Below are 15,884 nucleotides of genomic sequence, written 5' to 3' on the forward strand. Positions count from 1 at the left end.
TTCAAAAAAATCTAGACAATGGTGCAAGGGGCCTATGTCATATCTGGATAATCTGCGGGTTTTCGTGCGCGTTGTCGAATTGGGAAATCTTTCGGCGGCAGGCCGCGACCAGCGCGTTTCTCCGGCGGTTGCAAGCAATCGTATCAAGGAGTTGGAGAAACATCTGGGCGCACGCCTCTTCAACCGCACCACGCGCAAGCTCACCCCCACCGAACATGGCCGGTTGTTTTATGACGGGGCGCTGAAAATTCTCGAAGCAGTGGAAGAGGCCGAAGCGGCGGTCGCGGAGCTTGCCAAAAATCCCAGAGGATCGATTCGCATCACCGCTCCGCTGGGCATCGGGCGGCGGCTTATTGCTTCCGGCATTCCGGAATTTCACGACAAATATCCCGATATTGAAGTGCGGCTGCGCCTGTCCGATCACGAGATCGATATTATGAGTGAAGGCGTCGATGTCGCCTTCAAATTGGGGGTTCTGGAAAATTCCAATCTGCGTATGCGCGGCATCATGAATTGCGAGCGCGTCATCTGCGCTGCTCCCGAATATCTGGAAAAGCATGGGGTTCCGCAATCGCCGGAAGAGCTTCTGGGCGAAAAGCACCATTGCCTGCTGCTGCGCTTTCCCGGTTCCAAGGAATATTACTGGACCTTGCAGACGCCTGCGGGCCTGCGCAAATTCGAAGTGACGGGGCCGTATGATTCCGACGATGGCGATGTGCTCACGCAATGGGCGCTTGGCGGGCGCGGCATCATCAACAAGCCGCTTTTCGACGTGAAGGACTATATCCGCGAAGGGCGGCTGGTGCCCATTCTGGAGCAGACGCCGCCCGCGCCGATCCAGCTTGCGGCAATCTATCCGCATAAGCGCTTTCAGGACCCGAAAGTGCGGCTCATCATTGATTTCATGGCAGAGCGCTGCCAGCGGCTGATTCGCGAAATATTGGATTGAAAACCGGATTTCAGGCGGTTTGAGACATTCTTGCGCCGTTGAGGGCCGCGCCCAGCACTTCCGCCGTCACCAGGGCGGCAATGACTTCGGGCCTTTTGTCCTTCACAGCAGCACCGCCAATAGGACAGACGAGATTTTCAAACAGGGTATCGCTGCCCATCTCGCGTTTGGCCCAGCTTCTGAAGGTGGCCTTCTTGGTTTTCGAGCCGATCATGCCGACATAGGCCGCATCGCGGCGCTGCAATGCTTCTGCTGCAATCAGAAAATCCAGCGCATGGTCATGGGTGAGAATGATGAAGGAACTGCCGGGCGGAGCCGAGCGCACCACCTCTTCGGGCATGGCGGCAAGACAGGTTTCCACTCCCGGCGCATCAACGGCGATCAATGCGCTTTCGCGCGTATCGACCAGCACCACGCGCACCGGCGTCAGCGACAGCGCATAAGCGAGCGCATCGCCGACATGGCCCGCGCCAAACACATAGACATGGGGGCGAGTGGCGATCTCCGCATCGATGCGGCCAATGAGTTCGGCGGTCAGGCTTTGGTCAACAAGCCTGAAATCAAGCCCCACGCGACCGCCGCAGCATTGGCCGATTTCCGGCCCCAGGGGCACGTCCATCGGATCATTGCTGCCGCCAGCCAATATTTTTCGGGCGTGATCGATGGCCATATATTCAAGCTGGCCGCCGCCGATAGTGCGAAAAATCGCGTCGCGCGAAACCAGCATCCACGCGCCTGCATCGCGCGGCGCAGAGCCTTTCACGCGCGCAACCTCCACCAGCACGCAACTGGAAGAGCGGCTGAGAAAAGCCCTTATATCGTCGCGCGCGCGCCGCATGGTCCTAACCCTTCAAGGCGCGCAGCCGTTCGACGGCCATAAGCACGCGCTCCGGCGTTGCAGGGGCATCAAGACGCGGGCAATGTTTGTGATCGGCCACGCTGGCAACGGCATCGGAAAGCGCATGCAGCACCGACATGCCATGCGGCAAAGGCGGCTCGCCCACCGCCTTGGAACGGTGGATGGTCGGCTCATAGGCTTCCGACCAATCGGTGAGCGCCACATTGAAAATTCGGGGGCGGTCGGAAGCCAGCGGGATTTTATAGGTCGAGGGCGCATGGGTGCGCAGCCGCCCCTTATCGTCCCAGACGAGTTCTTCCGTCGTCAGCCAGCCCATGCCCTGAATGAAGCCGCCTTCCACCTGTCCAATATCGATGGCGCGATTGAGCGAACGACCGGTATCATGGAGAATATCGGTGCGCTCCACCACATATTCGCCGGTCAGCGTATCGACGGAAACCTCCGAACAGGCCGCGCCATAGGCATAATAATAGAAGGCGTGGCCGCGCCCCTTGGCGCGATCCCAATGAATTTTGGGCGTCTTGTAATGACCCGCCGCCGAAAGCTGCACGCGCCCGATATAGGCTTGCTTCACCAGATCGTTGAAACTGATTTCCTGATTGCCGACGCGCACGCGATTGGGCAGGAAGACCACCTGATCTTCCGGCACCTGATATTGATGCGCGGCAAAATGGATGAGACGCTTCTTGATCTGGCGGGCTGCATCCTGCGCGGCCATGCCGTTGAGATCGGCACCGGATGATGCTGCGGTGGGAGCCGTGTTCGGCACCTTGGCGGTGGTGGTGGCGGTGATCTTCACCCGGTCGATGTCGATCTGGAATTCTTCCGCCACGACCTGCGCCACCTTCATATGAAGCCCCTGCCCCATTTCCGTGCCGCCATGGTTCATGTGAACCGAACCGTCATTATAGACATGCACGAGAGCGCCGGCCTGATTGGATTCGGTCTTGGTGAAGGAAATGCCGAATTTAACCGGCGTCAGCGCCATGCCGCGCTTGATATAGCGGCTTTTTGCGTTGAACGCGCGGATCGCCTCGCGGCGCTTTGCATAATCTGCGCTTTCCTCCAGTTCCGCTACGATGCGCTGGATGATGCAGTCTTCCACCTTCTGGTGGTAAGGCGTGATATTGCGGGTGCCTTCCGCGCCCATCGCATCATAGAAATTCAGCTTGCGGATTTCGAGCGGGTCTTTGCCCACGGCAAAAGCCACCTCGTCAATCACCCGCTCGGCACCGATCATGCCCTGCGGGCCGCCAAAACCGCGAAACGCCGTATTCGACACGGTGTTGGTGTAAAGCGGGGCGGATTGCGCATGGATAGCCGGGTAAAAATAGGCATTGTCGCAGTGAAACAGCGCCCGGTCGCCCACCGGCCCGGAAAGATCGGCGGAAAAACCGGCATTGAGCGCGAACATGAAGTCCACGCCCAGAATATTGCCCTCATCATCGAAGCCGACTTCATAATCGATCTTGAAATCATGCCGCTTGCCGGTCGAGGCCATGTCCTCATCGCGGTCGAGCCGGATCTTGACCGCGCGGCGGTGTTTCTTGGCGGCGATTGCCGCAATCGCCGCCCATTGATTGGCCTGCGTTTCCTTGCCGCCAAAGCCGCCGCCCATGCGGCGCACTTCAACCGTGACGCTATGGCTTGGCACACCAAGCGCATTGGCCACCAGATGCTGCGTTTCACTCGGCCCCTGCGTGGAGCAATAGATGGTCACATCCTCATCCTCGCCGGGGATCGCGAGGGATGCCTGTCCTTCAAGATAGAAGTGGTCCTGCCCGCCAAGGCTCATGCGGCCCTTTATCTTGCGCGGCGCGTGATCGATTGCCCCACGCGCATCGCCGCGGCTGAGCGTCAGGGGGGTGAAAACGAGCCGGTCCTTATAGCCATCAAGCCCGTCAATCGAGAAAATACCGGGCATTTCCTCATATTCAATTTTTGCAAGACGGGCGGCGCGGCGCGCCTGATCGCGGGTTTTTGCCAGGACGGCAAAGATCGGCTGGCCATGAAATTCCACCTTGCCATCGGCAAGGATCGGATCGTCATGCATGCCGGAAGGAGAGACGTCATTATCGCCCGGCACATCCTTGCAGGTGAGCACGTCCACCACGCCCGGAGCCGCGCGCACGGCGGAAAAATCCATCGATTTGATGGCCGCATGGGCGAGCGTCGAAAAGCCGATGCCGATATGCAGCGTGCCTTCGGGTTCGGGCATGTCGTCAATATAGACCGCCGTGCCGGTGACATGCTTGTGCGCGGAATCATGCTTCTGGTCGGTGGCGACGCCGCCTTTGATGCGCGAAGCCTTCATCGGGTTTGCCGGATGTTTGTTCATCTCATCCCCCCTTATGCCGCTTCGATACGGGCGAGGCCGGGTTCAGCGCTGCCTTGTGTCTCGATGAAAAAGCGGCGCAGCAGATTGCGCGCCACCATAAGGCGGTAATCGGCGCTGGCGCGCATATCGCTCAACGGCTGGTAGTCGGCGGCATAGGCAGCAAGCGCTGCTTCAACCGTTTCCTCGTTCCATGGCTTGCCAATAAGCGCTGCTTCAACCGCGCTGGCGCGTTTTGGCGTTGCTGCCATGCCGCCATAGGCGATGCGGATGGAAGCGACATTGCCTTGCGCATCGAGGGAAAGATGGAATGCGCCAAGGGCTGCGGTAATATCTTCCTCGCGACGCTTGGAGATTTTATAGATTGCGAAATACGCGTCCGGCTGCGGGATCGGCACATGCACGGCTTCCACAAATTCGCCGGGCGCACGGTCCTGCTTGCCATAGGCGATGAAATAATCTTCAAGCGCGATGGTGCGGCGCTCGTCACCCTTGCGCAATGTGAGCCTTGCATCGAGCGCGATCAACGGCGGCGGCGTGTCGCCAATGGGCGAGCCGTTGGCGATATTGCCGCCGATAGTGCCCATATTGCGCACCTGCTCGCCGCCGATGCGGTCGATCAGTTGCCCTAAAGCGGGAATATGCTTTGCGAGGAAGGAAAAGGCTTCCGTATAGGTGACGCCCGCGCCGATGGTGACGATGTTGTTTTCTTCGCGAATGGCGCGCAATTGCTCAAGGTGGCCGATAAAGACCACCGGCGAAATATCGCGCATCATCTTCGTCACCCACAGGCCCACATCGGTGGAGCCTGCAACGATGGTCGCCTTGGGTTCAGCCGCCAGCACATTTGCGAAATCATCGAGATCGGCGGGAACGATCAGGCGGTCACCCGCCTCACCCATTTCCACGCGCTTGCCGTCGCGCAAGGTGGAAAGTTTCTCAAGAACCTGCGCGCGCTCCACTGCAAGCGGGTCTTGCGCCACGCTGCCATAATCGGAGATGGCGCGCGCCGCGCGGATAATCGCCTCATAGCCGGTGCAGCGGCACAGATTGCCCTGCAACGCCTTTTCAATCGCCGGATCGGCGGGCTTCGGATTGTGCATCCACAAGGCATAAAGCGCCATGACAAAGCCCGGCGTGCAGAAGCCGCATTGCGAGCCGTGAAAATCGATCATCGCCTTTTGCACCGGATGCAAGCCGCCATCAGCGCCGCGCAGATGCTCGATGGTCACGACATGGCAGCCATCAAGCGACCCCATGAAGCGGATGCAGGCATTGACGCTTTCATAGATCAGCTCGCCGCCTGCAACCCTGCCCACCAGCACGGTACAGGCACCGCAATCGCCCTCGGCGCAACCTTCCTTGGTGCCGCGCAGCCTTGCTGAAAGACGCAGATAATCGAGCAATGTTTCAGTGGCCGACAGATGGTCAAGTTCGACCGTCTCGCCATTGAGTAGAAAGCGGATCGCTTGCCGGACCCGCATATGCTGCGCCATAATTGTTCCTCCTCCCCCGAGCCAGCTTCAAGTATTTCCCCCTCGCGCGCGTTGTGAAAGACAATTATCCTTGGATGTCTTTCAAAAATATGAGGGGGAATACAGCCGATAATCTCCTACTATCATAGGACAAAAGCAGAATCGGGGAAACCGTATGAACTATCCGCGCAATCTCGTTGGTTATGGCCGCAACACGCCCGACCCCAAATGGCCGGGCAGCGCCAATATCGCCGTGCAATTCGTCGTCAATTACGAGGAAGGCGGCGAAAGCTGCATTCTTGATGGCGATCCCGCTTCCGAATGCCTGCTTTCCGAAATCGTCGGCGCGCAAGCCTGGCAGGGCCAGCGCAATCTCAATATGGAATCCATTTATGAATATGGCGCGCGCGCCGGTTTCTGGCGGCTTTGGCGCGCTTTCACGCGCCGCAACATGCCCGTCACCGTCTATGGCGTGACGCTCGCCATGGCGCGCAACCCGGAAGCGGTCGCAGCCATGAAGGAAGCCGATTGGGAAATCGCCAGCCATGGCTTGCGCTGGCTCGAATACAAGGACTTTCCCGAAGAGGTCGAGCGCGAGCATATCCGCGAAGCGGTGCGGCTGCATACGGAAATCACCGGTTCGCGCCCCTTGGGCATTTATCAGGGCAAGCCATCCGACAACACGCTGAAGCTTGTGATGGAGGAAGGCGGATTTCTCTATTCCGCCGATTCCTATGCCGATGAACTGCCCTATTGGGTCAAAGGCCCGAAGGGGCCGCACCTGATCGTGCCCTATACGCTCGACGCCAATGATATGCGCTTTGCCACACCGCAGGGCTTTAATTGCGGCGAGCAGTTCTTCACCTATCTCAAGGATGCCTTTGACGTGCTGTACCGCGAAGGTGACGAAGGCGCGCCGAAAATGCTTTCCATCGGGCTGCATTGCCGCATTGTCGGGCGTCCGGGCCGCATGGCAGCACTTGAGCGCTTTCTCGATTATGTGCAAAGCCATGACAAAGTATGGGTCGCCAGACGCATCGATATTGCCCGGCACTGGCATGAACATCACAAGCCGATCGCAGCTTCTGTTATCCCCTCCAAAGCCGGGCGGGCCGAATTCGTCGCGCGCTATGGCGGCATTTTCGAGCATTCGCCATGGATTGCCGAACGCGCCCATGATGGCGGCCTGAGCGCCGGGCAGGATACGGCTTCCGGGCTTCATGCGGCCATGGTTCATGTTTTTCGGTCCGCGAAAAATGACGAGAAACTGGGCGTTCTGCTCGCCCATCCCGATCTGGCGGGCAAGCTTGCGCAGGCAAAGCGCCTCACAGCCGAATCGACTGCTGAACAGGCTTCCGCCGGACTTGACGCGCTGACCGACGAAGAACGGCAGAAATTCACCGCGCTTAACGAAGCCTATATGCAGAAATTCAAGTTTCCTTTCATCATCGCGGTGAAAGGCCGCTCGAAACAGGAAATCCTTGATGCCTTCGAGCGCCGCCTTTCCAATGAAAGGGATGCAGAATTTGCGACCGCCTGCGCGCAGGTCGAGCGCATCGCGCTGCTGCGCCTCAAGGACATATTGCCGGAAACACTTTAAGCCTCGTGATTTACGGATTGGACCCATCATGAATCGCACCTATTACGCACCCAAGGGCGGATTGCCGCCGCAGACGCAGCTTCTCACCGATCGCGCGATGTTTACCGAAGCTTATGCGGTCATCCCGAAAGGCACGTTCAGCGACATTGTTACAAGCTATCTGCCCTTTTGGGAGAAAACGCGGGCGTGGGTGATCGCGCGCCCGCTTTCGGGCTTCGCTGAGACTTTCTCGCAATATATCATGGAAGTGCAGCCGGGCGGCGGCAGCGAGCGGACGGAACCTGATGCGGGCGCGCAAGGCGTTCTGTTCGTTGTCGAAGGCGAATTGACGGTCACGCTTGGCGGCGAAAAACATGTTCTCACCGAAGGCGGCTATGCCTATCTGCCGCCCAAGAGCGGCTGGACCTTGCGCAATGAGGGGACAGAGACTGCGCGTTTTCACTGGATTCGCAAAGCCTATGAATATGTCGATGGTCTTGACGTGCCCGAAGCGCTGTTTCTCAACGAGAAGGACATAGCGCCCACCCCCATGCCCGACACAAATGGCGCATGGGCGACGACGCGCTTTGTCGATCCTGAAGACCTGCGCCACGACATGCATGTTACCGTGGTGACTTTCGAGCCGGGCGGCGTCATTCCCTTTGCCGAAACCCATGTCATGGAGCACGGGCTATATGTGCTTGAAGGCAAAGCGGTCTACCGGCTCAATCAGGACTGGGTGGAAGTGGAAGCGGGCGATTTCATGTGGCTGCGCGCCTTCTGCCCGCAAGCCTGTTATGCGGGCGGTCCGGGCCGGTTCCGCTATCTGCTCTACAAGGATGTCAATCGTCATATGAAGCTTTCGCGTTAAGCGAAACGATTTGGTCCCGGACGATTATTTTCATATTCGGAGAATGTTATATAAATCCCTGTAATATAAGGGATTTATATAAATATTGGCGGTTGAACCATATATTGATCCATGCTCAATTGTCCGGGCGGGCGCAGCGGCGTGCCGACTTTAAGAATTGTCACTTCAAAGAGAATATATTTATGAAACAATATCATTCTATCGGCTTTGCCATTGCCTTTACTGCAATCTCCTTCGTACCGGCATTTGCGGCTCCGCTTCCGGGCGGCGCAAATACGCTTCAGGAAACCTATCAGGACTGGACCGTCACCTGCCAGACGCAGAACGACAATGCCGTTTGCGCCATGCGTCAGGACCAGAGCAGCGCCCAGACGGGGCAGCGCGTTCTGACGGCGGAATTTCGCAATGTCGATGGCGGCAAGATCGACGGCGTTCTGCTGATGCCGTTCGGCCTCGATCTTGCCAAGGGGGCTGCGACCAAAATCGACGAGGCTGACGGCCCGCAACTGGCTTTCTCCACCTGCCTGCCGCAAGGATGCCTGACGCCGGTAAGCCTTGACGCGAAACAGGTCGCAGCGCTCAAGACCGGCTCCAATCTCAACGTCACCACCACGGCACTCAGCCCAAGCCAGCCCGTTGCCTTCAAGGTTTCGCTCAAAGGCTTCGGTGCCGCGTTCGACCGCATCGTCGCGCTGACAAAATAGCCGCTCAGCCCCGTTGGGCGGAGACGGTGATATGCGCCAGATGACGGCGCCAGCGCGTCGTCATCAGCACCGCGGTCATTCCAAGACCTGCGGCAAGGCCGCACCAGATTCCCACGCCCTTGAAATCGAAATAGAAGGCCAGCAGCGCACCCAGCGGCAGGCCGACACCCCAATAGCCCAGCAGCGCCAGATACATCGGGATTCGCGTGTCGCGCAGGCCGCGCAACATGCCCGAGGCAACCGCCTGCGCGCCATCCACGATCTGGAACAGGGCGGCGAGCGCCAGAAAGACGACGGCCAGTTCGATCACGGCGGCATTCTGCGGATCGCCCAGATCAAGGAATATGCCGATAAACATGCGCGGGAAAAGAATGATCAGCAATCCCATCAGCGCCATGAAGCCGACGCCGAGCGCATAGGAACTCCAGCCCGCATAGGCGATTGCGGAAGGATCGCCGCGACCGAAAGCCCGGCCCACGCGCACGGTTGCCACCTGCCCGAAGCCGAGCGGCACCATGAAGGTGAGCGAGGCGATCTGGATTGCCACCGCATGGGCAGCCATGGCGGTGGGGCCGATCAGGCCCATCATGATCACCGCGGCATAGAAGATCGATGTTTCAAAGACGAAGGTCAGCGCCATAGGCAGGCCGATGCGCCAAAGTTCGATCAGGCGCGGCCAATCGGGACGCCAGAAGCGCCCGAAGAGGTGATAGCGGCGGAAGCGGCGATGGCGCAGGGTGATGAAGGCAAGGCCGAGAAACATCATCATGCTTGATGCGGTGGTGGCGATGCCCGCGCCATGCAGTTCCATGCGGGGAAAACCGAAATGGCCGAAGATCAGCGTCCAGCCTGCAAGCGCGTTGAAGCCGATGGCAAGGGCTGCAACCAGCAATGTCCACATCGGCTTTTCCATCGCCGCGAAGAACGAACGCAACACGATATAAAACAGATAGGGCAGCAGCGCCCATTGCAGCGTGTGCATGAAATCCGTCGAGCGGGCGGCAATGTCGGGGCGCTGGCCCAAAAGCAGATAGATTTCTTCTGCGTGCCAGAGCAGAACCCAGATCGGAATAACGATAATGATGGCCGTCCACATGCCCTGCCGCACGGTGCGGCGCACATCGCGCACCGAATGGCGATGACGGCCCAGCGTGATGGCGATCATCGGCATGACCGCCGAAACAAGGCCCATCGAGAAAATCATCACGGTATGATAGAGGCTGGTCGCAAGAAGCCCCGAAGCCAGCGTATCGGCGCCCAGCCGCCCGATGAAGATCACATCGGTCGCAGTGAGTGCGGCCTGCGAAAGATTGGTGAAAATCAGCGGCCAGCCCAGCTTGAGCGCCTTGAAGATTTCCGTGCTCCAGCGCTTCGCGCCGGTTTCATCGGGCCGGGGAAAGCCCGCATCCATTGTCGTGTTCACATCATGCTCCTGAAACAGCCGTGGCCATCGGCCCCGGATGCTTCATAATCCTGAAAGTTTCGCGCCATGATGTCAGAGAGCGTGTCGATCCGAGAGCATGGCGTGTCATACGATCATCGACCGTCCCATGCCGGCTAAGGGCCTTTCATTACCGCAGCGGGTAATGACGCCCCAGCTTTTCGGGTTGCTCAATTTCGACGGGGAACATTGTGGATGTTCCTGAAATTGATCCGGAGCCAAGCGGGCTGCGCATCGATCTGCACATATATATTAATGATCTGTCCCGAAATTATTCATGTGTTCCGGGATCACAAATTCTGTCTGAATGGATAGCAGAGTTGGGCAAAGAAACAACCCGGCTGAAAAAGAATTTCTAAAACAAAAAACCCCGCAGATTGCGGGGTTTTCTTTTCATCGGGATCGATCAGCTGAAATCGAGCGGACGGTCGCCGTTCTCGTCCTTGATGCGGGTCGGCAGGCCGATCTGGTTGAGGATGTGCAGGAAAGGCTTGGGGTTGAGCTCTTCCACATTGACCATCTTCTTCACATCCCATTCGCCCGAAGCGATCAGGATGGCGGCTGCGACCGGGGGGACGCCTGCCGTATAGGAAATGCCCTGCGAACCGACCTCGTTATAGGCTTCCTTGTGGTCGGCGACATTATAGATGAAGACTTCCGTCTCCTTGCCGTCCTTCGTGCCCTTGACGAAATCGCCGATGCAGGTCTTGCCTTCATAATCGGGCGCAAGCGAAGCCGGATCGGGCAGCACAGCCTTGACCACTTTCAGCGGCACGACTTCCAGCCCTTCGGCGGTCTTGATGGGCTGTTCGGACAGAAGGCCCAGATTGTTGAGCACGGTAAAGACGTTGATATAGTGGTCGCCAAAGCCCATCCAGAAGCGGACATCCGCATCGGGATAATGCTTGGCGAGCGAATGCACCTCGTCATGACCGGTCATGTAGGCCTTGCTGGGGCCGACAACCGGCAGATCGAAAGTCTTGCCGATCTCGAACATCTTGTTGGTCTGCCACTGGCCGTTCTGCCAGGAATAGACGCGGCCGGTGAATTCGCGGAAATTGATTTCCGGGTCGAAATTGGTGGCGAACCAGCGGCCATGGGAGCCGGCATTGATGTCGACAATATCGATGGATTTGACTTCATCGATATAATCATCGGCGGCAAGGCGCGCATAGGCATTGACCACGCCCGGATCAAAGCCGATGCCGAGAATGGCGGTGATGCCCTTCTCTTCGCATTCCTTCAGGTGGTTCCATTCATAATTGCCGTACCATGGCGGCGTCTCGCAGATCTTCTTGGGATCTTCGTGAATGGCCGTGTCCATATAGGCAGTGCCGGTATCGATGCAGGCGCGCAGCACCGACATGTTGAGGAAGGGCGAGCCGACATTGATGACGATCTGCGTGCCGGTTTTTTCGATCAGGGCCTTGGTGGCCTCGATGTCGAGCGCATCGAGCGCATGGGCCTCAAGCTTCACGTCAGTCTTGAGGCTTTTCTTTTCGTGCACGGAATCGACTATCTTGCGGCATTTCTCTACCGTGCGGGACGCAATGTGTATATCTCCCAATACATCACTGTTTTGAGCGCATTTATGCGCCACGACCTGTGCTACGCCACCGGCGCCGATAATGAGAACGTTCTTCTTCATTTTATGTCGATGCTTCCTCTTTCAGCGGTTTCCCGCATTTTCTTGTTAACTTACTTATTTCCTGATTGAGTTGGGTTCAGGAGAGAGAACCCTCGAAATCCGCAAAAGTGAATTCACGGACGACATTCACGGTGCCGTCAAGCTCGCGCACGGCGATCGCAGGCATTCTCACGCCATTGAACCAGTTTTTCTTGACCATCGTATAACCGGCGGCATCCTGCATGGACAGCCGGTCGCCGATCTTCAATTCACGCTCGAAATTGAATTCGCCGAACACATCGCCCGCAAGGCAGGATTTGCCGCAGACCATGTAACGGTGCTCGCCCGTATTCGGTTCCATCTTTGCGCTCTCACGATAAATCAGCAGATCGAGCATATGGGCTTCGATGGAACTATCGACGATGGCCAGATTCTTGCCGTTGAACAGCGTGTCGAGCACGGTCACTTCCAGCGTCGTGGTATTGGTGATCGAGGCTTCGCCCGGCTCCAGATAGACCTGCACGCCGAATTTTTCCGAGAATGCCTTGAGGCGGGCGCAAAATTCATCGACGGGATAATTGTCGCCGGTAAAATGAATGCCGCCGCCAAGGCTCACCCATTCAACGCGATGCAGAAGCGAGCCGAATTTCTCCTCGATCTGATCCAGCATCTGGTCGAACAGGCCGAAATCGGAATTCTCGCAATTATTATGGATCATGAAGCCGGTGATCCGGTCCATGACCTTTTCCACCTTCGCCACGTCCCATTCACCAAGGCGGCTGAACGGGCGCGCGGGATCGGCCAGATCGAAGCTGGAGGTCGAAACACCCGGATTGAGCCGCAGGCCGCGGGTGATATTGGCGGCCTTATCGGCAAAGCGTTCAAGCTGGCCGATGGAGTTGAAGATGATCTTGTCGGCATTGGCGATCACTTCATCGATCTCGTGATCGGCATAGGCGACACTATAGGCGTGGGTTTCGCCGCCGAATTTCTCGTTGCCCAGACGCACCTCATTGAGCGAGGACGAAGTGGTGCCGTCCATATATTCGCTCATCAGATCGAAGACCGACCAGGTGGCGAAGCATTTGAGCGCCAGCAGCGCCTTGGCTCCGGACTTCTCGCGCACATAGGCGATCTTTTCCATGTTGCGCTTGAGCTTGGTCTTGTCGATCAGATAATAAGGCGTCTGGATCATGAGCGTTCCGGTGCAATTCAGGGGGAAGTCGTACCGTACCAGCAAGGCTGGCCGGTTCACTATCGAGCTTTAAAAGCTGCTGTTGAGACAGGCTTATAGGAAGCTTGTGACAGAAACACAAATCCGTCACACGCAATTGGACAAATTTTTCTACAAAGCGTATCCGCCTTATTGCCCCATATAGGGCTTTGCAGGGCAATGTGAAGGCGGCGCGCCCCGGCGCGATACAAAGGAACAGACAGATGCAGGAGCAGAAACCGGCCAGCAATGTATCCACCGGGGCATCCACCGGGGGCACGGCAGGCTGGGGCGAACTGTTTGCAGGCAGGAACGCTATACGCGCGCTGACGCTGGTTGGCGGCGTTGCACTGCATGCGATCAATGTCTTCATCGCGACGACGATCCTGCCGACCGTGGTGCGCGATATTGGCGGCATGGATTATTATGCATGGAACACGGCGCTGTTCGTGACCGCCTCGATATTGGGCTCCGCTCTGGTGCCCAATCTTCTCTCGCGCACGGGGCCGCGCCATGCCTATCTGCTGGCGGCAGCCATATTCGCAGCCGGGACGCTTGCCTGTGGCTTTGCGCCCTCCATGCCGGCCATGCTGGCCGGACGCGTCGTGCAGGGGCTGGGCGGCGGCATGATGCTTGCGCTTTCTTATGCCATGATCCGCATCGTCTTCGATGAAAGGCTATGGCCGCGCGCCATTGCGCTGGTCTCGGGCATGTGGGGCGTGGCCACGCTCGTCGGCCCCGCCGTGGGCGGCATTTTCGCGGAGCTGGGCGTGTGGCGTGCGGCCTTCTGGTCGCTGGTGCCGGTGATCGGCCTGTTCGCGCTGCTGGCAACGGCGATCCTGCCGCTTCGCGCACCGGGCGCAGGCAGCACCGACCGCCTGGCATGGCGGCAGCTTCTGCTGCTGACGGGATCGGTGCTGGCGGTTTCGGCTGCAAGCATCTCAACGCAAGGCATCCTCAATGTTGCGGGCGTTGCAGCAGCACTCGCCATGCTGGTCCTGCTTGTGCGCGTCGAGCGGCGCTCGGCCAAGCGCATCATGCCCAAAGGTTCATTCCGGCTGCACCGGCTCGGCGCGCTTTATCTGACCATGGGCTTGCTGAGCGCTTCCGTCACCAGTTCGGAAGTTTTCGTGCCGCTGTTCTTTCAGGTGCTGCATGGCCAGTCGCCGCTTGTCGCAGGCTATCTTGCCGCCATCATGGGCGCGAGCTGGACATTTGGTTCCATCGGCTCATCGGGACTTATGGGCAGGCGCGCCGACCGCATCATCCTTGCCGCACCCGTCATGGGAATTGCGGGCATGGGCGTGCTGGCCATTCTGGTTCCGCCCGGCAGCACCGGCCAGTGGCAGGACCTGCTGCCGATCTGCCTTGCCATGGCGGTCGTGGGGCTTGGTGTGGGCATGACATGGCCGCATCTTCTCACCCGTATTTTCAAGCGCGCGGAGCCTGAAGACCAGAATCTTGCTTCCGCATCGATCACCATGGTGCAGCTTTTCACCACCGCGCAGGGTGCAGCCCTTGCGGGCATGGCCGCAAATCTGGCGGGGCTGAGCCATCCGGGCGGCGTTGCGGGCGCTTCCAATGCAGCCCTTTGGCTGTTTTGCAGCTTTGCCCTCATGTCGGCACTGGCGCTGCTCTCGGCCATCGCCCTTGTGCGCAGAAGCTGAGACGCCGAACGGGAAAATCTACCCTCACGCTGCGGCGAATTAGAAAGCGGTTCCTTGCTGGTGCAACCAAATTCATTTTAATTGCACACCAGCTATGCCGGATAGGGGCTTGATGTGTTGAAATATAATCATTATCTCGTTGGCCGTAATCATCGATCGGATTGTCTGACGGGTTTCTTCAGCCATCCGGCCAACCACGCATCCGCAGGCGTTCCCGATATGCATGGCGGTCGAATGCGCGCCGCTCCCATGTAATCCATTCGGCAATCCACTTGATTGCGATCAAAGCAGTTCGTTGCGCAATAGCCTATGTTGCGCGCAGCCGTGAAAAAGCGAAACAGAGACAGTTCCAAAATGAGCAGCAATTTTCTTCAGGAAACCGTCACCGACATCCATCACTGGACCGATACGCTGTTTTCCTTCCGCACCACGCGCGATCCGGGCTTTCGCTTCCAGAGCGGGCAGTTCATCATGATGGGGCTGGAAGTGAACGGAAAGCCGCTGACACGCGCTTACTCGATTGCATCGAGCCTTTACGAAGACGGACTGGAATTCTTCTCGATCAAAGTGCCCAACGGCCCGCTGACCTCCAAGCTTCAGCACCTCAAGAAAGGCGACCAGATCATCATGAGCAAGAAGCCGGTCGGCACGCTGCTCTATGACAATCTCAAGCCCGGCAAGAATCTGTGGCTGCTGTCGACCGGCACCGGGCTTGCGCCCTTCCTGTCGATCATCCGCGATCTGGAAGCCTATGAGCGTTTCGAGAAGATCATTCTCGTGCATGGCGTGCGTCAGGTTGCTGAACTTGCCTATACGGATTTCATCTCCACCGAATTGCCGCAGGATGAATTCCTCGGCGAAATGGTGAAGAAGCAGCTCATCTATTATCCGACCGTCACGCGCGAGCCTTACCGCAATCGCGGTCGCCTGACCGACCTCATCCGTTCGGGGCAGCTTTTCAAGGATGTCGGAATACCCGAATTCAATCATGAAGACGACCGCATGATGCTGTGCGGAAGCCCGGATATGCTGGCGGAAACCAAGCAGATTCTGGAAGAACGCGGCTTTGAGGAAGGCAGCCAGAGTTCTGCCGGTCACTATGTGATCGAAAAGGCTTTTGTCGAAAAATAAGCCCGGCCAATGAATGAATAAATAAAGGGAGGC

Annotated in this window: 12 protein-coding genes; 6 read left to right on the plus strand and 6 right to left on the minus strand. The window is 58.1% G+C overall.

Features of this window, described 5'->3' with window-relative positions:
- Nucleotides 1-34: 34 nt before the first annotated feature.
- Nucleotides 35-949 (plus strand): LysR family transcriptional regulator, encoded by a 915-nt coding sequence (locus DKP76_RS01055; RefSeq protein ID WP_109704576.1) that lies wholly within the window; start codon nt 35-37, stop codon nt 947-949.
- 10 nt (nt 950-959) lie between these two features.
- On the opposite strand, the gene xdhC is transcribed toward DKP76_RS01055, so the two are convergent.
- The 3 genes from xdhC to xdhA are packed head-to-tail and all read right to left on the minus strand — an operon-like array spanning nt 960 to nt 5,639.
- Complete coding sequence (xdhC, locus tag DKP76_RS01060) at nt 960-1,787, minus strand: xanthine dehydrogenase accessory protein XdhC (RefSeq protein WP_109704577.1); 828 nt, start codon at nt 1,785-1,787, stop codon at nt 960-962.
- Nucleotides 1,788-1,791: 4 nt separating this feature from the next.
- Nucleotides 1,792-4,146 (minus strand): xanthine dehydrogenase molybdopterin binding subunit, encoded by a 2,355-nt coding sequence (xdhB, locus tag DKP76_RS01065; protein ID WP_109704578.1) that lies wholly within the window; start codon nt 4,144-4,146, stop codon nt 1,792-1,794.
- Nucleotides 4,147-4,157: 11 nt separating this feature from the next.
- Nucleotides 4,158-5,639, minus strand: coding sequence for a xanthine dehydrogenase small subunit (gene xdhA / locus DKP76_RS01070; RefSeq protein WP_245410108.1), 1,482 nt, complete (start codon nt 5,637-5,639; stop codon nt 4,158-4,160).
- A 154-nt stretch (nt 5,640-5,793) separates the two neighbouring features.
- Between xdhA and puuE the strand changes: the two genes are divergently transcribed.
- The 3 genes from puuE to DKP76_RS01085 all read left to right on the plus strand — a co-directional run bounded on the left by puuE (nt 5,794) and on the right by DKP76_RS01085 (nt 8,772).
- Nucleotides 5,794-7,218 (plus strand): allantoinase PuuE, encoded by a 1,425-nt coding sequence (gene puuE / locus DKP76_RS01075; protein ID WP_109704579.1) that lies wholly within the window; start codon nt 5,794-5,796, stop codon nt 7,216-7,218.
- 28 nt (nt 7,219-7,246) lie between these two features.
- Nucleotides 7,247-8,068 (plus strand): bifunctional allantoicase/(S)-ureidoglycine aminohydrolase, encoded by an 822-nt coding sequence (locus DKP76_RS01080; protein ID WP_109704580.1) that lies wholly within the window; start codon nt 7,247-7,249, stop codon nt 8,066-8,068.
- 182 nt (nt 8,069-8,250) lie between these two features.
- The gene (locus DKP76_RS01085; RefSeq protein ID WP_109704581.1) at nt 8,251-8,772 is read left to right on the plus strand and encodes an invasion associated locus B family protein; all 522 of its coding nucleotides are present in this window, start codon (nt 8,251-8,253) and stop codon (nt 8,770-8,772) included.
- A 4-nt stretch (nt 8,773-8,776) separates the two neighbouring features.
- Here the strand turns inward: DKP76_RS01085 and DKP76_RS01090 are convergent, their stop codons facing one another.
- The 3 genes from DKP76_RS01090 to nspC form a co-directional block, all read right to left on the minus strand.
- A complete protein-coding gene (locus DKP76_RS01090; protein ID WP_109704582.1) occupies nt 8,777-10,195 on the minus strand; it encodes an MATE family efflux transporter in 1,419 nt (472 codons plus the stop codon).
- Nucleotides 10,196-10,619: 424 nt separating this feature from the next.
- Nucleotides 10,620-11,861: a saccharopine dehydrogenase family protein gene (locus DKP76_RS01095; RefSeq protein WP_109704583.1), complete on the minus strand. Its 1,242-nt coding sequence runs from the start codon at nt 11,859-11,861 to the stop codon at nt 10,620-10,622.
- 76 nt (nt 11,862-11,937) lie between these two features.
- A complete protein-coding gene (gene nspC / locus DKP76_RS01100; RefSeq protein WP_109704584.1) occupies nt 11,938-13,035 on the minus strand; it encodes a carboxynorspermidine decarboxylase in 1,098 nt (365 codons plus the stop codon).
- Nucleotides 13,036-13,277: 242 nt separating this feature from the next.
- On the opposite strand from nspC, the gene DKP76_RS01105 reads away from it, so the two are divergent.
- Both DKP76_RS01105 and DKP76_RS01110 read left to right on the plus strand, forming a co-directional pair.
- Complete coding sequence (locus DKP76_RS01105; RefSeq protein WP_109704585.1) at nt 13,278-14,720, plus strand: MFS transporter; 1,443 nt, start codon at nt 13,278-13,280, stop codon at nt 14,718-14,720.
- A 354-nt stretch (nt 14,721-15,074) separates the two neighbouring features.
- Nucleotides 15,075-15,851: a ferredoxin--NADP reductase gene (locus DKP76_RS01110; protein ID WP_109704586.1), complete on the plus strand. Its 777-nt coding sequence runs from the start codon at nt 15,075-15,077 to the stop codon at nt 15,849-15,851.
- The last annotated feature ends 33 nt before the right edge of the window (nt 15,852-15,884 follow it).

Source organism: Falsochrobactrum shanghaiense (assembly GCF_003149535.1).
GTDB classification, from domain to species: Bacteria; Pseudomonadota; Alphaproteobacteria; order Rhizobiales; family Rhizobiaceae; genus Brucella; species Brucella shanghaiense.